Origin of the sequence: Pseudomonas sp. LAIL14HWK12:I1, from assembly GCF_003202095.1 — a bacterium.
Classification (GTDB): domain Bacteria; phylum Pseudomonadota; class Gammaproteobacteria; order Pseudomonadales; family Pseudomonadaceae; genus Aquipseudomonas; species Aquipseudomonas monteilii.
Genome location: NZ_QJKG01000009.1, coordinates 217,959 through 234,406, shown reverse-complemented (window position 1 = coordinate 234,406; position 16,448 = coordinate 217,959). Strand labels below are relative to the sequence as shown.

Sequence of the window (16,448 nt, the reverse complement as noted above, 5' to 3'; positions counted from 1 at the left end):
TGCTTGGGTTTTTAAGAAACCCTAAACTTGGCTCAGCAATCTCAAATGACTATGTGATTTCTCGCATGGCCACTTGTGATGCTGATAATCTTTTTGACTATCAGTCCGTACTCACAAGCACCCACACGAATTGCTTGATTCGATTTGTTAAAGAGCGTTTGGTTAAGAGCTTTCGTCTCAACCGAGGCGCGCATTCTACGCTTTCCTCAGAGCCTGTCAAGCGTTTATTTTGAAGTTTTTTGCGAGAAACTCGTTTAGCTTCAAACACTTGACTCAACAGGGTGGCTAGCTTTGCTTCGCTACCGCGTTGGAGTGGTGCGCATTATAGGGACGGCTCTGAGGAGGTCAACCCTTAATTTCAATGTTTTGAAATATTTATGCCGAAGGCGCTTCAGGGCTATCACGCACCCCATCAATTGCGCACTATATTGCTCATCACCCACCCCGCCCAAGGATCGCCGCACAGACATGAACACCCAGCCCCGCAGCCTGGCCGCCACCCTCTTCCCGATTGGGCTGCTGCTTATCGCCATGGCATCGATTCAATCGGGTGCCTCCCTGGCCAAAAGCATGTTCCCCATTATCGGCGCACAAGGCACCACCGCCCTGCGCCTGATTTTCGCCAGCATCATCATGCTGCTTATATTGCGCCCGTGGCGGGTACGCATGACCGCCAACACCCTGCGTAACGTGGTCATCTATGGCATGGCCCTGGGTGGCATGAATTTCCTCTTCTATATGGCGCTGCAAACGGTGCCCATCGGCATTGCCGTTGCACTGGAGTTCACCGGGCCGCTCGCCGTTGCGATCTTCTCTTCACGCCGGCCAATCGACTTCCTGTGGATTGCCCTGGCCATCGCCGGCTTGCTGTTGTTGCTGCCTGCAGGGCACAGTGGCCAGGCACTCGACCCGGCCGGTGCTGCTTACGCGCTGGGTGCTGGCGTGTGCTGGGCCCTGTACATTCTGTTCGGGCAGCGTGCCGGGGCCGAACACGGCATCCAGAGCGCCGCGCTCGGCGTGGTGGTCGCTGCACTGTTCGTCGCCCCCATCGGCATTGTCCACGCGGGCAGTGCGCTGCTCACGCCCGCGGTCATCCCCATGGCGCTGGGCGTGGCGATACTGTCCACAGCACTGCCCTACAGCCTGGAGATGGTTGCCCTCACGCGCATTCCGGCTCGCACCTTCGGCACCCTGATGAGCATCGAACCGGCGTTCGGGGCGTTGTCCGGCCTTCTTTTCCTGGGCGAAGTGCTGACGGTTACCCAATGGCTGGCGATTCTGGCAATCATCACGGCCTCTGTCGGCACCACGCTGTCCATGCGCAAGGAGCCCGCCCCAGCCGTCGCAGCAGACTGATATGAGAAATATTTTCATTTGAGACAGGATTAAAGATTGTAGCGACCCGTCTCGCTGATTAAGCTGTCACAGAATCATCATCTTTACGCTATCTACTGGACCGAACAGGGACGCTGGGGAAATTTCAGGAAGAACCGAAGCGATAACGACAGGGCTAGACGACAGCTGATCGGCCCTGCATTTAAGGACAGGAATGAAACGTATTTTTCTCATCCTGGCCATCTTGGCTATTGCTGGATGTGCCGCCACGGCCAAGACTGAGGTCAAGAGGGGCAAGAAGGGCCTGCATATCAACTGCTCCGGCCTTTCCTCTTCGTGGGACAACTGCTACAGCAAAGCCGCGAGCTCTTGCAGCACGCGCGGCTATCGGGTCATCGCACGCTCGGGCGACAGCGATGAAGAAGCCGGCGATTACTTGTTCGGCATCAACCCGGCGGGTTACACCAGCCGCAGCATGATCGTCATCTGCAAGTAGAAAAAGGGCAGCTCACGAGCTGCCCTTTTCATACGCTGTTACAGCGACGTGGTACGCCTTTCCAGCCAGGCCAAGGCGTCCCCCTTGAGCAACGGAGCCAGGCGCTCACGCACCGTGGCGTGATAGCGGTTCAACCACTCCACCTCTTCTTTTGACAGCTGTTCGGCTAGCAGGCACCGGGTGTCGATCGGGCACAGTGTCAACGTCTCGAAGTTCAGGAAGTCGCCAAATGCACTCTTGCCGGCTTCACGATTGACCACCAGGTTCTCGATGCGTACACCCCATTGCCCCGGGCGATACGTACCTGGCTCGATCGAGCTGATCATGCCCGCCTGCATCGCCGTCTGCGGTGCAGGTGCCGCCTGGTAGGCAATTACCTGCGGCCCTTCATGCACATTCATGAAGTAGCCTACCCCATGCCCGGTACCGTGGCCGTAATCCACCTGGTCTGCCCAGATCGGCGCACGAGCAATGGCGTCGAGCAACGGCGACAGCACCCCACGCGGAAAGGTGGCACGCGACAGGGCAATCATGCCCTTGAGTACCCGGGTGCAATCCTGCTTCTGCTGGTGGCTGGGGTTGCCCACAGGCACCATGCGTGTGATGTCGGTGGTGCCACCCAGGTACTGCCCGCCCGAATCGATTAGCAAAAGCCCGTCGCCCTCGATGACCGCGTGCGACTGCTCGGTAGCGCGGTAATGCGGCATGGCACCGTTGCCATTGAAGGCAGCAATGGTCGAGAAACTCAGCGATACGAAACCCGGGCGCCGGGCACGCGCTGCGCTCAGTTGCTCGTCGATCGTCAGCTCGGTGATTTTCTCATTGCCCAGGCTGGCCTCGAACCAGGTGAAGAATTCGCACAAGGCAGCACCGTCCTGCTCCATGACCTGACGGATGTGAACCAGGTCTTCATCACCTTTGCATGACTTGCTCAGGGTGGTGGGATTGATCCCCTCGATCAGCACGACCTCTGCCGAACGGTTTTCCAGCAGGCCACAGGTGACCCGTGCCGGGTCCACCAGCAACCTGCTGCCGGCCGGTACGGCACCTAAGGCCTTGCCAGCCTCGCTGTAGTCGCGTACCTCGACGCCGTCGACTGCCAGCACTTGGCGCAAATGCGCGTCCACCTTGTCCTGACCCACGAACAGAATGGCCTGCTTCTCATTGATCAACGCAAAGGCCAGAAACACCGGGTTATAGGAGACATCACTGCCGCGCAGGTTGAACAGCCATGCGATGTCATCAAGGGTGGCAATGAAATGCCAGTCGGCGCCCTTGGCCAGCATGCCCTGACGCAACTGCGCGAGTTTTTCCGCTCGGCTCACCGTCGCATGCGGCGGTAAATGCTGGTACACCGGGTTACCCGGCAGCGCCGGGCGCCCATCCCAGACTTGCCCCAACAGATCCTTGTCGGTGACCAGCCGAGCGCCGCGAGACTTCAGCCGCTCACCCAGTTGTCGCGCCGAGGCCAGCGCCAGGACCGCACCATCTACCGCGACGCTACCGTCGGGCGCTACATTATCGCCCAGCCACTCCAACGCCCCGGGTTTGCCCGGCAACAGTTTCATCAGCTCAATGCCGCTGTCTGCCAGTTCATGCTCGGCCTGCTCCCAGTAGCGGCTGTCGACCCACAGCCCGGCGAACCCGGGGGTGACCACCAATGTGCCGACCGAGCCGTGGAAACCCGAGAGCCACTGACGCCCCTGCCAGTAACCGGGCAGGTATTCGGAAAGGTGGGGGTCGGCCGAAGGTACCAGCAAGGCATCGATGCCCTCTGCCGCCATGGCCTGGCGCACGCGTGCCAGGCGCTGTGGCACGCTTTGCTCAAGGGTGGTCTGGACGTTCATGCGCTCTCCTGCGGCTACATCACGGTTGATCCAATGTGCCGATAATGGAACAGCCGCCAGAACCCTGCAATCGTGACGACCAGGACACGGCATGGATTGCCCGCCACGCCTTGCGCCAATCAGACACTTCCTACAACGCGCTCAGGACCACCGATCAAGTCCCGCTGAACTTCCGCAAAGTGCCGGCTTCACACACAGTACACTCACTGCCCACAGGCAAATGACCATGCCCAGTGCCTGGCATTCGAAAACCGGCGTGGTGTTGCTCGACACCCGCGAACATACGCCCGAGCATGAGCATGCCGTGCACCTCAAGCTTGCCGACGGCCTCGCCCGCCTGCTGGGTTGTCCACATGTGCCCAGGCAGCAGGCCAAGGCCAACGACGGCTACTACTACGTGCCCACCGAGACCCTGATCGACCCCCGGCGCTATGCCGCCCTGGGTATTCTTGGCGAACAGGACCTGTTTGGCGGCCTGGTGTCCTACCCCCACATGGCGACCAAGGCAATCTCCCACCCGTTGCCGGCCAAGGCCAGCTTCCCACCGGGCTGGACTGACGCCTTCGCCCAACAAGCGAGTGACGCCCTGCTGCGCGGCTACACCGTGTTCAGCAAAGCTGATGCGCGCACTGCCGCACAGTTGCTGCTGCTCGACGGCCCGCTACGGGTCAAGCCGGTGCTGGCTACCGCAGGCCGCGGACAAGCGGTCATCAGCACTGCAGACGCACTGGAACCCCTGCTGGCCGATATGGACGAACAGGCGCTGGCAGTGTGGGGGCTGGTACTCGAAGAAGACCTCAATGACGTAAAAACCTTCAGCGTCGGCCAAGTGCGCGTCGCGGGGCTGACATGCAGCTATCACGGTACCCAACAGCTGACCCATGACCACCAGGGCATCGAGGTGTATGGCGGCTCCGACCTTGTGGTGGTACGTGGCGACTATCAGGCGCTGCTGCAACTCCCCCTGGAAGACCACCTGCGTCTGGCGATCAACCAGGCCATCACCTACGAGCAGGCTGCCGAGCAGCACTTCCCTGGCTTCATCGCCTCACGGCGCAACTACGACATCGCTCGCGGCCTGAGCCCTCAAGGGCACCTACGTAGCGGTGTGCTCGAGCAATCCTGGCGCCTGGGCGGTGCCAGCAGTGCCGAGCTGCTGGCCCTGCAGGCATTTGCCGATGACCCGGCATTGCAGCAGGTGCGTGCCTCCACCCACGAAGTGTTCGGCACGCCCGACCTGCCCGCTGATGCCACCCTCTTCTACCAAGGAAACGACAGTGAACTCGGACAATTCAGCAAATTTGCACGGATTCGCGAACATGGCCGTTCAGAGTGAAACCGTTGAACTGCAAGTCGACAACGACAGCATTGTCGGCACCCTGGTCAGCCCCGGCAGCAAGATGCCGGGCATCCTCTTCGTGCACGGTTGGGGCGGAAGCCAGCAGCGTGATCTGGCCCGGGCCCGGCACATCACCGGACTGGGCTGCGTGTGCATGACCTTCGACCTTCGCGGGCACGAAAAGACCGAAAGCCAACGCCTGACAGTCACGCGTGAACAAAACCTGCATGACCTGATGGTGGCCTACGACCGGCTGCTGAGCCATCCAGCCGTGGACAGTAGCGCCATCGCCCTCATCGGCAGCAGTTATGGCGGCTACCTGGCAACGCTGCTGACCCGCGAACGGTCCGTCAAATGGCTGGCCCTGCGGGTACCCGCCATGTATTGGGACGACGAATGGAACACCCCCAAGCAAACCCTCGACCGCCAACGCCTGAACGCCTACCGGCAGCAATCGCTTGGCCCGGCTGACAACCGTGCACTGGCAGCGTGCGCCGAGTTCGGAGGGGACGTCTTGCTGGTAGAGTCCGAACAGGACGACTATGTACCGCACAGCACACTGATGAGCTACCGCTCGGCATTCGTCAGCGCCCATTCGCTCACCCATCGCATCGTCGACGGGGCCGATCACGCGCTGTCCAGCGAAGAGAGCCAGAAAGCCTACAGCTCGATCCTGGCAGCATGGATCAGCGAAATGGTCATCGGTGCCCGACTGGACCGCTACCCGCATTACGCGCCTTGGTATGCCTGAAGCTCGCCCACCTGACAATGCAGGCCGCCATCGGCGCCGCGAACCAGACTGCGCAGCGTCTGGTAGGCTGCAAAGTGCACCCCGCGCGCCTGATGCTGCCCCAGCAGCTCAAGGAAGGGCTCCTCGACGAAGTGCACGGCCGCCACCGACCAGGCCTGGCGTGATTGCCATTGCAGGTATTGCAGCACCCGGCTGCCATCGTCACTGGCCTGGACACTGACCCCCTGCAGCCCTTCACAGCGCGCAGCAAGCTCTTCGCTTCGCGCCACCAAGGCCTGAGCCAATGCTTGCTGGCACATGCTGGGCACTTCGTATTCGATCATCTGGGTGAACCAAAGGGCATTAGGGTTGGCCGACATCGGCGGTCTCCTGGTAACGGACGCATGCAGCGGGATGCCGAGCAGGGTAAAACCTCAAGTAAAGTCAAGGTCAAGGGGTTTATGCGCACCCTGGCCTGATACCGCAAAACGCCGCCGGTAGTCACTTGGGGTCAGGCCGGTAATGCGCTGAAACACCTTGCGAAACGCTCCCGGGTCCTGGTACCCGACACCCCAGGCAATCTGTTCGACGTTGCGCCGTGTGAACTCCAGCAAACGGCAGGCTCGCCCGACCCTCACCTGCTGGCAATACTCGGTCGGGCGCATCCCGGTGGCGGCACGAAAGCGCCGCAGGAACGTACGCGCTTCCAGCCCCGCGCACGCAGCCATCGCCGCAAGGTCAGCCTCCTGCCCGCCATTGCCCTGCAACCAATGTTGCACCTTCAACACGGCCTCGTCGCCGTGGTCCAGGCGCGGACTGAACAGCGCCCCGGGCAAGGGGGCTGTCGTCGGCTCAACGGCCAGGTAGCGAGCGGTCTCTCGCGCCACCGTCGCCCCAAGAAATCGCTCCAGCAGGCGCAAGCCCAGGTCAGTCCAGGCCATCAACCCTGCCGAGGTCACGATATCGCCGTCGTCCAGCAACGGCTGCCGCGCCTCTACCCGCACCTTGGGGAAGCGCTGGGCCAGGGCATGCACATAGTTCCAGTGGGTGCAGGCCGGGCGCCCGTCGAGTAGCCCACTGGCGGCAATGAAAAACACCCCGATGCAAACCGACGCCAGCACCGTACCGCGCCCGTGCAACTGGCACAGGGACGCACGGTGACGGTCAAGCAGCTCGGCTTGCGGGGCCGACTCCAGGCTGGGTGGAATGATCAATACACCCAGGCCCGGAGCAGCCGCCGCGGAGCTATCCGGGGCTGGCAGCAACTGCCCTGCCTCGTCGGCCTGCCAGAAGCTGACACGAATGTGCGGCAGCTCGACAGCCCCCAGTTCGGCTGCAACCCGGTTGGCCACCAGGAACAGGTCGGCCAGGCCATATACGGCCGCGCGCTGCACGCCGGGGTACAGCAGCAGGCCGATGTCCAGGCTGGCGGGGATGTCAGTTTTTGCCCGCATAGTGTCGTTCGCGCCAATCCTCAGGTTCTTGCACACAGCCTATAACTAACGCCTACCAACGACTACTGCCACAGGAGGCAGCATGAGCAAGCAGGCGCTGATCATCATCGACATCCAGAACGACTATTTCCCGGGCGGCAAATGGACCCTCGATGGCGCCGACCAGGCGGCCGACAACGCTGCACGGTTGCTGGCAGCCGCACGCCAGCGCGGCGACCTGGTGGTGCATGTGCGCCATGAGTTCGACAGCGCCGATGCCCCCTTCTTTGCACCGGGCTCGCAGGGTTCGGCGATCCACTCCAAGGTCGAACCGGCAGCAGGCGAACCGGTGGTGCTCAAGCACAAGGTCAACGCCTTCCTCGGTACCGACCTTGAGCACACGCTGGACCGGCATGGCGTCGAGGCCCTGACCATCGTCGGCAGCATGAGCCATATGTGCATCGATGCCGCCACCCGGGCTGCGGCCGACCTGGGTTACGAGGTGACCGTGGCGCACGATGCCTGTGCGACCCTGCCGCTGGCGTTCGACGGCAGGCAGGTAGCGGCGGCGCAGGTTCATGATTCGGCGATGGCGGCGCTGGCATTTGCCTATGCCAAGGTCGTGAGGACCGATGAGTTGCTTCAAGGCTGATCGGCTCGAAAGCTTTGGGGCTATGCATCAGCCCCAAAGCTTGCAGGCTCAAATCACCACATTACGCACGAACCGCACCGCCACCGCCCCATCATTACGGTATGCATACCGGCAGTTGCTGGGAAACACATGGAACTGCCCCACCAGCAGACGATGCTCGACCCCTTCGATGATCAACGTCAGCTGCCCTTCAGCCACATAAATCTGCTCGCTCCAGCCTTCGGCATCGGCCTCGCTGGAATAGCACTCACCCGGCGCCAGGGTCCACGCCCACAGCTCCACCTCGCGCCGCGCCGGGCTGGTGCCAAGCAACACTGCCCGGCTCTGCGGATGCTCCCCCGCCCAGGCCAGCTCTTCGATGCGCCCGGGATCACGCCGATCAGGCGCCTGGATCAAGGTACTGAATGCCACCCCCAAGGCTTCGGCGATCAAATCCAGCGTGGTCAGGCTGACGTTCTTTTCCCCCGCCTCGATCGCCACCAGCATGCGCCGGCTAACCCCGGAGCGCTCGGCCAACGTCGTCTGGCTCATGCCAGCCGCGTTGCGCAGGCGGCGCACATTGAGGCTGACATGTTGAAGCACCGATGCGCGATGCGCGGAATCTTTGTGCACTATATTGCTCACTGGTCGAGATTGCGCAGTATACTGCCCACTTTGCGGCGATTGTGCGCCGCCCCCTCCGAGTGCGCAAGACCATGAGCCAGGCCAGCAACAAACCGACCCCCACCGTTACCTTTCGCCTGAGCAAGGCTGAACTGGTGCTGGTCTTCATCACCATGTTGTGGGGCGGCACCTTCCTGCTGGTGCACAACGTGATGACCGTCAGCGGCCCGATGTTCTTCGTCGGCTTGCGCTTTGCTGCAGCCGCACTGTTCGTGGGCGTGGTCTCGGCGCGGGCATTGCCCGGGCTGACCTTCACCGAGCTCAAGGCCGGCATGCTCATCGGTGTATCGATCATGCTCGGCTATGGCTTGCAAACCATGGGCCTGCAAACCATCAGCAGCAGCCAATCGGCGTTCATCACTGCGCTGTACGTGCCGTTCGTGCCGCTTTTGCAGTGGCTGGTGCTGGGCCGACGGCCTGGCCTGATGCCCAGCATCGGCATTTGCCTGGCATTCATCGGCCTGATGCTGTTGGCCGGGCCGGAAGGCGGCAGCCTGCATTTCAGCGAGGGCGAGGTGGTCACCTTGGTCAGCGCCGTCGCCATCGCCGGCGAAATCATCCTGATCAGCCGCTACGCCGGCCAGGTCGACGTACGCCGGGTTACCGTGGTGCAACTGGCGACCGCATCATTGCTGGCGTTTCTGATGATCGTGCCAACCCAGGAGCGTATCCCCGACTTCTCCTGGCTGCTGCTGGGCAGCGCCGTAGGCCTGGGCGCCATGAGCGCAGTCATCCAGGTGGCGATGAACTGGGCACAGAAGTCGGTTTCGCCTACCCGGGCCACGCTCATCTACGCCGGTGAGCCAGTGTGGGCCGGGATCGTCGGGCGCCTGGCGGGCGAACGCCTGCCGGGCGTGGCACTGCTCGGTGGCCTGCTGATCGTGATCGCGGTGGTGGTGAGCGAGCTCAAAGTGCGCCGACCGCGCGAAACCATTGAGGCACGCGATGTACAGAATGAAGGCGAACGCCAGGCGGAGCTGTGAAGTCGATAACAGCAGCTATGCTTTGTAAACAAATGTTATAAAAAAACAGCTTGTCACAGCCTGTTTGTAGGATTCTGCGACAGCTTGCGTGTTGGTGATCACCCCCTCGGCACGTATGATCTTTGCAAACTTCTCCAGAATAGGCCGCTATGTCATTGATAGTGCTATTGCTTCTGCCGTTCGTGGGCAGTTGCCTGGCAGCCGTGCTGCCGCACAACGCACGTAACGCCGAGTCCATTCTTGCCGGGCTCGTAGCCCTGGTCGGTACCGTCCAGGTAGCACTGCTGTATCCCCAGGTTGCCCATGGCGGTGTGATTCGCGAAGAGTTCCTGTGGCTGCCCAGCCTGGGACTCAACCTGGTACTGCGCATGGACGGCTTCGCCTGGCTGTTCTCGCTGCTGGTACTGGGCATCGGTACGCTGGTGTCGCTGTACGCGCGCTACTACATGTCACCGCAAGACCCGGTACCGCGCTTCTTCGCCTTCTTCCTGGCCTTCATGGGCGCCATGCTTGGCCTGGTGATTTCCGGCAACCTGATTCAGCTGGTGTTCTTCTGGGAACTCACCAGCCTGTTCTCCTTCCTGCTGATCGGCTACTGGCACCACCGCGCAGACGCCCGCCGTGGTGCGTACATGGCGCTGATGGTGACCGGTGCAGGCGGCTTGTGCCTGCTGGTCGGGGCCCTGCTGCTCGGCCATGTGGTCGGCAGCTATGACCTGGACAAGGTCCTGGCTGCCGGCGATACCATCCGCCAGCATGCGCTGTACCCGGTGCTGCTGCCCCTGATTCTCATCGGCGCCCTGAGCAAGAGCGCACAGTTCCCCTTCCAGTTCTGGCTGCCCCACGCCATGGCAGCGCCCACGCCGGTATCGGCCTATTTGCACTCTGCCACCATGGTCAAGGCCGGGGTGTTCCTGCTGGCGCGGCTGTGGCCGGTGCTTTCCGGCAGCGAAGAGTGGTTCTGGATCGTCGGTGGTGCCGGTGCCCTCACCCTGCTGCTCGGCGCGTTCGCCGCCATGTTCCAGAACGACCTCAAGGGCCTGCTGGCCTATTCGACCATCAGCCACCTGGGCCTGATTACCCTGCTGCTGGGCCTGAACAGCCCACTGGCTGCCGTTGCAGCAGTATTCCACATCCTCAACCATGCCACGTTCAAGGCCTCGCTGTTCATGGCAGCCGGCATCATCGACCATGAAAGCGGTACGCGCGACATCCGTCGCCTCAGCGGCCTTATCCGCCTGGTGCCCTACACCGCGACCCTGGCCATGGTAGCCAGCGCCTCGATGGCTGGCGTGCCGCTGATGAACGGCTTCCTGTCCAAGGAAATGTTCTTCGCCGAAACCGTATTCATCAGTTCCACCGCGTGGGTCGAGGCCACCCTGCCCGTGATCGCCACCCTGGCCGGTACTTTCAGCGTGGCCTATGCCCTGCGCTTTACCGTCGATGTGTTCTTCGGGCCGACCGCCCAGGACCTGCCCCACACCCCGCACGAGCCGCCACGCTGGATGCGTGCGCCGGTCGAACTGCTGGTGCTCACCTGCCTGGTGGTGGGGATCTTCCCTGCCCAGTCGGTCGGCCCGCTGCTGGCCGCTGCGGCGCTGCCGGTGGTAGGCGGCACCTTGCCGGAGTACAGCCTGGCGATCTGGCATGGCTGGAACGCACCGCTGATCATGAGCCTGGTGGCCATGAGCGGCGGTATCGTGCTGTACCTGTTGCTGCGCAAGCAGCTGCGCCTGGGCCGCTTTCCCTACCCGCCGGTGATCGAACGCTTCAACGGCAAGCGCCTGTTCGAGCACGGGCAAGTTCACCTGATGGTGCTGGCGCGTCGCGTCGAGCGCCTGTTCACCTCTCGCCGCCTGCAATCGCAGCTGTTCATGCTGGTGGTCGCCGCCTTTCTCGCAGGCCTCACGCCCATGCTCTACAGCGGGCTGAGCTGGGGCGACCGGCCGAAAATTCCGGGCTCGGGCGTGTTCGTCGCACTGTGGCTGATCGCCATTGCCTGCGCCATCGGCGCCGCCTACCAGGCGAAGTACCACCGCCTGGCGGCACTGATCATGGTCAGTGTCTGCGGCCTGATGACCTGCATCACGTTTGTCTGGTTCTCCGCGCCTGACCTGGCCCTGACCCAGCTGGTGGTGGAAGTGGTCACGACTGTGCTGATCCTGCTGGGCCTGCGCTGGCTGCCACGGCGTATCGAAGGCGTGTCGCCACTACCGGGTAGCCTGGAGCGTGCGCGCATGCGCCGCCTGCGCGACCTGCTGCTGGCCGTGCTGGTGGGTGGCGGCATGGCTGTGCTGTCGTACGCCATGCTGACCCGTCCAACGCCCAACGACATCTCGTCGTTCTACCTCAGCCGTGCGCTGCCCCAAGGCGGCGGCACCAACGTGGTCAACGTGATGCTGGTGGACTTCCGCGGCTTCGACACCCTCGGTGAAATCACCGTGCTGGTGGCCGTAGCGCTGACCGTGTTCGCCCTGCTGCGCCGCTTCCGCCCACCCAAAGAGAGCATGCAGCTGCCGGCGCAGCAGCGCCAGCTGGCACCCGACGTGGTCACCGACCTGATCAACCCACGGCATGCCACCGACACCGCCCTGGGCTTCATGATGGTGCCGGCAGTGCTGGTGCGCCTGCTGCTGCCAGTCGCGCTGCTGGTCTCGATGTACCTGTTCATGCGTGGTCACAACCAACCGGGCGGCGGCTTTGTCGCCGGCCTGGTGATGTCGGTGGCGTTCATCCTGCAGTACATGGTGGCCGGTACCCAGTGGGTCGAAGCGCAGATGAGCCTGCGCCCGCTGCGCTGGATGGGCACCGGGCTGCTGTGCGCGACCCTGACCGGGGTCGGCGCCATGCTGCTGGGCTATCCGTTCCTCACTACCCATACTGCCCACCTGCACCTGCCACTGCTGGGTGATGTGCACGTGGCCAGCGCGCTGTTCTTCGATGTCGGCGTATACACCGTGGTGGTCGGCTCGACCCTGCTGATCCTCACGGCCCTGGCGCACCAGTCGGTGCGCGCTTACCGCCCGGGCAACCCGGCGAAAACCAGCCAAGCAGGAGCCGCCTGATGGAAGAAGTGATTGCAGTCGCCATCGGCGTGCTCGCCGCCTCGGGGGTGTGGCTGATCCTGCGCCCCCGTACCTACCAGGTCATCATGGGCCTGTGCCTGCTGTCGTACGGGGTCAACCTGTTCATTTTCAGCATGGGCAGCCTCTTCATCGGCAAAGAGCCAATCATCAAGAACGGCGTCACACAGGACCTGCTGCACTACACCGACCCGCTGCCGCAGGCGCTGGTGCTTACCGCCATCGTCATCAGCTTTGCCATGACCGCGCTGTTTCTGGTGGTGTTGCTGGCCTCACGCGGCCTGACCGGTACCGACCACGTGGATGGCCGGGAGCGTGACGAATGAATGGAATGAGTCAACTGATCGTTGCGCCTATCCTGCTGCCGCTGGTCACTGCCGCAGTCATGTTGCTGCTGGGTGAAAAGCACCGGCAGATCAAGGCCCGCCTGAACCTGCTGTCGACCTTCGCCGGCCTGGCAATTGCCGTCAGCCTGCTGCTGTGGGTGCGTACCCAGGGGCAGGCAGCGTCAATCGGCGTTTACCTGCCGGGCAACTGGCCAGCACCGTTCGGCATCGTGCTGGTCGTGGACCACCTGTCGGCCCTGCTGCTGACCCTGACCGGGGTGATCGGCTTCAGTGCGTTGCTGTTTGCCCGTGCCCGGTGGGACGGTGCCGGGGCCAGTTTCCATGCGCTGTTTCAGATCCAGCTGATGGGCCTGTACGGTGCCTTCCTCACCGCCGACCTGTTCAACCTGTTCGTGTTCTTCGAGGTACTGCTGGCCGCGTCGTATGGCCTGCTGCTGCATGGCTCGGGTCGCGCCCGGGTACGCGCCGGCCTGCACTACATCGCCATCAACCTGTTCGCCTCGTCGCTGTTCCTGATTGGCGCCGCCATGCTGTATGGCGTGACGGGCACCCTGAACATGGCCGACCTGGCCCTGAAGATTCCCTTGGTGCCAGAGGCCGACCGTGGCCTGTTGCATGCCGGCGCGGCGATCCTGGCCATGGCCTTCCTGGTCAAGGCGGGTATCTGGCCGCTGAACTTCTGGCTGGTGCCAGCCTACGCTTCGGCCAGCGCACCCGTGGCTGCGTTGTTCGCCATCATGACCAAAGTCGGCCTGTATGCCGTGCTGCGCCTGTGGACACTGCTGTTCTCCGGGCAGGCGGGGGCCTCGGCGCATTTCGGCGGCGAATGGCTGGTATACGGCGGCTTGGCCACCCTGGCGATGGCTGCGGTATCGATCCTGGCTGCACAGCGCCTGGAGCGCATGGCAGCCCTCAGTATCCTGGTCTCGGCTGGCACCCTGCTCGGCGCGGTTGGCTTTGCCCAGGCGGCGCTGACCGGCGCGGCGTTGTTCTACCTGGTCAACTCTACCCTGGCCCTGTGCGCGCTGTTCCTGCTCGCCGAACTGGTCGAACGCTCACGCTCGGCCAACGAGGCGCCCCTGGACGAAGAAGAAGACGTGATGCCGCCCCCGCTGGAGTCGCTGCACCCGCCCAAGGGTATCAACCTCGACGACGAGCAAAAGGTGGTGATCGGCCAGATCATCCCGTGGACCATGGCCTTCCTGGGCCTGAGCTTCATCGCCTGCGCGCTGCTCATCATCGGCATGCCGCCACTGTCGGGCTTTGTCGGCAAGCTCAACCTTATCAGCGCGCTGTTCAACCCGCACGGCCTGGGCGTGCCGGCCGAACAACCGTTGAGCCCGGCAGGCTGGGGCCTGGTGGCACTGCTGATCCTGTCCGGCATGGCGTCGCTGATCGCCTTTGGCCGCGTGGGCATACAGCGCTTCTGGAAGCCCGAAGAGCGCCCGTCACCCGTGCTACGCCGCTATGAGTGCCTGCCCATCGTCATCCTGCTCGGCCTGTGCATGGTCCTCAGCCTCAAGGCCGAGCCGTTGCTGCGCTACACCCAGGACACCGCCGCCAGCCTGCAGGCGCCGGACGCCTACATCGAAGCCGTGATGGCCGCCCGGCCGATTCCTGGCCCCACCTCGCTCGACGTACAGGTGCAGCCATGAACCGACTGTTCCCCGCCCCGCTGCTATCGGTTTCGCTGTTCGGCCTCTGGCTGTTGCTGAACCTCTCGGTCAGCCCCGGCAACCTGCTGCTGGGCGCCGCACTCGGTGTGCTGGCCCCGCTGCTGATGGCACCGTTGCGTCCGCAGCATGCCCATGTGCGTCGGCCGCTGGTCATTGCCCGGCTGATCGGCCGGGTCGGCATCGATGTGATCGTCTCCAACCTGCTGGTGGCTCGCGGCGTACTGCGTGCCGGCAAGCAGCCGCCACGCTCGGCGTTCGTGCACATACCGCTGGCATTGCGCGACCCGCACGGCCTGGCGGCACTTTCGATGATCACCACGGTGGTGCCCGGCACAGTCTGGTCAGAACTGGCGCTGGACCGCAGCGTCTTGCTGCTGCATGTATTCGACCTGGACGATGAAGCGGCCTTCATCCAGCACTTCAAGGACACCTATGAACGCCCGCTGATGGAGATCTTTCAATGACAGGCCTGCTCGCCAATGCTGTCCTCGCCAGCCTGTTCATCTTCGCCCTGGCCATGGGCCTGGCGCTGATCCGGCTGTTCCGTGGCCCGTCCGCCCAGGACCGTGTGCTGGCGCTGGACTACCTGTATATCCTGGCCATGCTGACCATGCTGGTGCTGGGGATCCGTTACGCCAGTGACACCTACTTCGAAGGTGCCCTGCTGATTGCGCTGTTCGGCTTCGTCGGCTCGTTTGCCTTGGCCAAGTTCCTGCTGCGCGGAGAGGTGATCGAATGACCGAAACCTTGGTACTGCCCTTCTGGCTGGAGGTGGTCACTGCCGTGCTACTGCTGACCGGCAGCCTGTTCGCCCTGGTGGGTGCCATAGGCCTGGTACGCCTGAAAGACTACTTCCAGCGGATGCACCCACCGGCACTGGCCTCGACCATTGGCGCCTGGTGCGTGGCGCTGGCGTCGATCATCTACTTTTCCTGGCTCAAGGACGCGCCTGTGCTGCACGCTTGGCTAATTCCGATCCTGCTGTCGATCACAGTGCCGGTAACCACGCTCTTGCTGGCCCGGGCGGCGCTGTTCCGTAAGCGCATGTCGAAAGAGCCGGTGCCCGAAGAGGTTAGCAGCGGTCGCGACCGCGGTAACTGAAGGTTGCGCCTCACCTTTGGCTGAGGCGCTGCAGCTCCCGCCGGACCATGGCGACATAAGGCGGTGGGCCGAGCCGGTAGAGCTCACCCGCCACCCAGCTCAGCCAGGTGCTTTGCAGTTCTTCACGCCTGGCCAGCAAACGTTCGGCCTCGGCCACAGCATCCGCCTGATGCTGCCGATGAAATTCGGCTCGCGAGGCAGGTGCATCGTCAGCGCCGGTCACTCACTGGCCTTGAAGGTGGTCAGTTCACCCTTGCGCCATTTGGCAACCTTGCCAGTCACCGCCTTGAGCAACTTGCCAAGGCCTTCCTGCACTTGCTGCTGTGCGGCAAACACCAGCATCACGGCCTGGCCCTCACGGAACACGATGCCCTCGCCTTCCGGCACCGAAACGAAGGCGTAATCGCCCACGCCATACACATTCAACTTGATTTCGCGAAAGCGCATTTCCAGCTTGCCACCTTCACGGCTGGGCAACACGGCGGCGCGAAAATGATCGCCTACTTTTAGCTCCAGGCGTTGTTTGTCATCGACCACCAGTGCACTTTCGGTGTCGATTTCGGCCATGTACAGGCCTTCTGGATTCTGTTCGGTGACATAGATGAAGCGGCCCTGGAACAGTTGGGCCAATTTACCGCGCAAGTCGCCCAGGGCGAACAATGCATGGGTATCAAGAGTGCTGACTGCCAATGAAGTAATCCTCAACCGGTTACAACCCGCCCTCACCCAAGCTCGGGGAGGCACGGCCATTTCTTATCGATAG

18 protein-coding genes and 1 pseudogene are annotated in these 16,448 nt (G+C 62.9%); 13 read left to right on the top strand and 6 right to left on the bottom strand.

Going from position 1 to position 16,448, the window contains the following annotated elements; genetic code table 11:
• The 3 genes and pseudogenes from D906_RS26690 to D906_RS21755 form a co-directional block, all read left to right on the top strand.
• Nucleotides 1–233, top strand: a pseudogene (locus D906_RS26690) (hypothetical protein); the annotation flags it as partial.
• 235 nt (nucleotides 234–468) lie between these two features.
• A complete protein-coding gene (gene rhtA, locus D906_RS21760) occupies nucleotides 469–1,356 on the top strand; it encodes a threonine/homoserine exporter RhtA (RefSeq protein WP_019098784.1) in 888 nt (295 codons plus the stop codon).
• Nucleotides 1,357–1,549: 193 nt separating this feature from the next.
• On the top strand, nucleotides 1,550–1,831 hold the full coding sequence (locus tag D906_RS21755) for a hypothetical protein (RefSeq protein WP_016714998.1): 282 nt from the start codon (nucleotides 1,550–1,552) through the stop codon (nucleotides 1,829–1,831).
• 38 nt (nucleotides 1,832–1,869) lie between these two features.
• On the opposite strand, the gene D906_RS21750 is transcribed toward D906_RS21755, so the two are convergent.
• On the bottom strand, nucleotides 1,870–3,678 hold the full coding sequence (locus D906_RS21750) for an aminopeptidase P family protein (protein WP_027615705.1): 1,809 nt from the start codon (nucleotides 3,676–3,678) through the stop codon (nucleotides 1,870–1,872).
• Nucleotides 3,679–3,898: 220 nt separating this feature from the next.
• Here D906_RS21750 and D906_RS21745 point away from each other — a divergent pair, with 220 nt between their 5' ends.
• Together D906_RS21745 and D906_RS21740 are read left to right on the top strand one after the other, a co-directional pair.
• Nucleotides 3,899–5,014 (top strand): DUF3182 family protein, encoded by a 1,116-nt coding sequence (locus tag D906_RS21745; RefSeq protein WP_027609689.1) that lies wholly within the window; start codon nucleotides 3,899–3,901, stop codon nucleotides 5,012–5,014.
• Nucleotides 4,998–5,768 carry a S9 family peptidase gene (locus D906_RS21740; protein WP_025754418.1) on the top strand — a complete coding sequence of 257 codons (771 nt, stop codon included), beginning with the start codon at nucleotides 4,998–5,000 and terminating at the stop codon, nucleotides 5,766–5,768. Before D906_RS21745 ends, D906_RS21740 begins: the two co-directional genes overlap by 17 nt.
• Here D906_RS21740 and D906_RS21735 read toward each other — a convergent pair.
• Together D906_RS21735 and D906_RS21730 are read right to left on the bottom strand one after the other, a co-directional pair.
• The gene (locus D906_RS21735) at nucleotides 5,747–6,127 is read right to left on the bottom strand and encodes an antibiotic biosynthesis monooxygenase (protein ID WP_025754419.1); all 381 of its coding nucleotides are present in this window, start codon (nucleotides 6,125–6,127) and stop codon (nucleotides 5,747–5,749) included. The genes D906_RS21740 and D906_RS21735 overlap by 22 nt on opposite strands.
• 54 nt (nucleotides 6,128–6,181) lie before the next feature.
• Complete coding sequence (locus tag D906_RS21730; protein ID WP_025754420.1) at nucleotides 6,182–7,201, bottom strand: GlxA family transcriptional regulator; 1,020 nt, start codon at nucleotides 7,199–7,201, stop codon at nucleotides 6,182–6,184.
• Nucleotides 7,202–7,283: 82 nt separating this feature from the next.
• On the opposite strand from D906_RS21730, the gene D906_RS21725 reads away from it, so the two are divergent.
• The gene (locus D906_RS21725) at nucleotides 7,284–7,832 is read left to right on the top strand and encodes a cysteine hydrolase family protein (RefSeq protein WP_019098779.1); all 549 of its coding nucleotides are present in this window, start codon (nucleotides 7,284–7,286) and stop codon (nucleotides 7,830–7,832) included.
• A 48-nt stretch (nucleotides 7,833–7,880) separates the two neighbouring features.
• Here D906_RS21725 and D906_RS21720 read toward each other — a convergent pair whose 3' ends face one another.
• Entirely contained in the window at nucleotides 7,881–8,444 is a 564-nt protein-coding gene (locus D906_RS21720) for a helix-turn-helix domain-containing protein (RefSeq protein ID WP_019098778.1), read from the bottom strand.
• 83 nt (nucleotides 8,445–8,527) lie between these two features.
• On the opposite strand from D906_RS21720, the gene D906_RS21715 reads away from it, so the two are divergent.
• The 7 genes from D906_RS21715 to D906_RS21685 all read left to right on the top strand — a co-directional run bounded on the left by D906_RS21715 (nucleotide 8,528) and on the right by D906_RS21685 (nucleotide 15,685).
• Nucleotides 8,528–9,478, top strand: coding sequence for a DMT family transporter (locus D906_RS21715; protein ID WP_019098777.1), 951 nt, complete (start codon nucleotides 8,528–8,530; stop codon nucleotides 9,476–9,478).
• A gap of 149 nt (nucleotides 9,479–9,627) precedes the next feature.
• Nucleotides 9,628–12,543: a monovalent cation/H+ antiporter subunit A gene (locus D906_RS21710; protein ID WP_019098776.1), complete on the top strand. Its 2,916-nt coding sequence runs from the start codon at nucleotides 9,628–9,630 to the stop codon at nucleotides 12,541–12,543.
• Nucleotides 12,543–12,887, top strand: coding sequence for a Na+/H+ antiporter subunit C (locus D906_RS21705; protein WP_019098775.1), 345 nt, complete (start codon nucleotides 12,543–12,545; stop codon nucleotides 12,885–12,887). The genes D906_RS21710 and D906_RS21705 overlap by 1 nt, the downstream gene beginning before the upstream one ends.
• Nucleotides 12,884–14,563, top strand: a complete 1,680-nt coding sequence (locus tag D906_RS21700; protein WP_019098774.1) for a monovalent cation/H+ antiporter subunit D — start codon at nucleotides 12,884–12,886, stop codon at nucleotides 14,561–14,563. The genes D906_RS21705 and D906_RS21700 overlap by 4 nt, the downstream gene beginning before the upstream one ends.
• Complete coding sequence (locus D906_RS21695; RefSeq protein WP_019098773.1) at nucleotides 14,560–15,048, top strand: Na+/H+ antiporter subunit E; 489 nt, start codon at nucleotides 14,560–14,562, stop codon at nucleotides 15,046–15,048. The genes D906_RS21700 and D906_RS21695 overlap by 4 nt, the downstream gene beginning before the upstream one ends.
• Nucleotides 15,045–15,323 (top strand): K+/H+ antiporter subunit F, encoded by a 279-nt coding sequence (locus D906_RS21690; RefSeq protein WP_003250109.1) that lies wholly within the window; start codon nucleotides 15,045–15,047, stop codon nucleotides 15,321–15,323. Before D906_RS21695 ends, D906_RS21690 begins: the two co-directional genes overlap by 4 nt.
• Nucleotides 15,320–15,685, top strand: a complete 366-nt coding sequence (locus tag D906_RS21685) for a Na+/H+ antiporter subunit G (RefSeq protein ID WP_016714985.1) — start codon at nucleotides 15,320–15,322, stop codon at nucleotides 15,683–15,685. The genes D906_RS21690 and D906_RS21685 overlap by 4 nt, the downstream gene beginning before the upstream one ends.
• Nucleotides 15,686–15,695: 10 nt before the next feature.
• On the opposite strand, the gene D906_RS21680 is transcribed toward D906_RS21685, so the two are convergent.
• On the bottom strand, nucleotides 15,696–15,908 hold the full coding sequence (locus tag D906_RS21680; RefSeq protein ID WP_016714984.1) for a hypothetical protein: 213 nt from the start codon (nucleotides 15,906–15,908) through the stop codon (nucleotides 15,696–15,698).
• Nucleotides 15,905–16,375, bottom strand: a complete 471-nt coding sequence (locus D906_RS21675) for a hypothetical protein (RefSeq protein WP_025754423.1) — start codon at nucleotides 16,373–16,375, stop codon at nucleotides 15,905–15,907. The genes D906_RS21680 and D906_RS21675 overlap by 4 nt, the downstream gene beginning before the upstream one ends.
• Nucleotides 16,376–16,448 lie beyond the last annotated feature (73 nt).

What these genes read in the sequence shown, in the direction of transcription:
- D906_RS21690 (WP_003250109.1), top strand. Translation starts at nt 15,045, where the DNA reads ATGACAGGCCTGCTCGCCAATGCTGTCCTCGCCAGCCTGTTCATCTTC.
- rhtA (WP_019098784.1), top strand. Translation starts at nt 469, where the DNA reads ATGAACACCCAGCCCCGCAGCCTGGCCGCCACCCTCTTCCCGATTGGG.
- D906_RS21730 (WP_025754420.1), bottom strand. Translation starts at nt 7,201, where the DNA reads ATGCGGGCAAAAACTGACATCCCCGCCAGCCTGGACATCGGCCTGCTG.
- D906_RS21755 (WP_016714998.1), top strand. Translation starts at nt 1,550, where the DNA reads ATGAAACGTATTTTTCTCATCCTGGCCATCTTGGCTATTGCTGGATGT.
- D906_RS21740 (WP_025754418.1), top strand. Translation starts at nt 4,998, where the DNA reads ATGGCCGTTCAGAGTGAAACCGTTGAACTGCAAGTCGACAACGACAGC.
- D906_RS21715 (WP_019098777.1), top strand. Translation starts at nt 8,528, where the DNA reads ATGAGCCAGGCCAGCAACAAACCGACCCCCACCGTTACCTTTCGCCTG.
- D906_RS21745 (WP_027609689.1), top strand. Translation starts at nt 3,899, where the DNA reads ATGACCATGCCCAGTGCCTGGCATTCGAAAACCGGCGTGGTGTTGCTC.
- D906_RS21695 (WP_019098773.1), top strand. Translation starts at nt 14,560, where the DNA reads ATGAACCGACTGTTCCCCGCCCCGCTGCTATCGGTTTCGCTGTTCGGC.
- D906_RS21710 (WP_019098776.1), top strand. Translation starts at nt 9,628, where the DNA reads ATGTCATTGATAGTGCTATTGCTTCTGCCGTTCGTGGGCAGTTGCCTG.
- D906_RS21750 (WP_027615705.1), bottom strand. Translation starts at nt 3,678, where the DNA reads ATGAACGTCCAGACCACCCTTGAGCAAAGCGTGCCACAGCGCCTGGCA.
- D906_RS21700 (WP_019098774.1), top strand. Translation starts at nt 12,884, where the DNA reads ATGAATGGAATGAGTCAACTGATCGTTGCGCCTATCCTGCTGCCGCTG.
- D906_RS21735 (WP_025754419.1), bottom strand. Translation starts at nt 6,127, where the DNA reads ATGTCGGCCAACCCTAATGCCCTTTGGTTCACCCAGATGATCGAATAC.
- D906_RS21685 (WP_016714985.1), top strand. Translation starts at nt 15,320, where the DNA reads ATGACCGAAACCTTGGTACTGCCCTTCTGGCTGGAGGTGGTCACTGCC.
- D906_RS21725 (WP_019098779.1), top strand. Translation starts at nt 7,284, where the DNA reads ATGAGCAAGCAGGCGCTGATCATCATCGACATCCAGAACGACTATTTC.
- D906_RS21705 (WP_019098775.1), top strand. Translation starts at nt 12,543, where the DNA reads ATGGAAGAAGTGATTGCAGTCGCCATCGGCGTGCTCGCCGCCTCGGGG.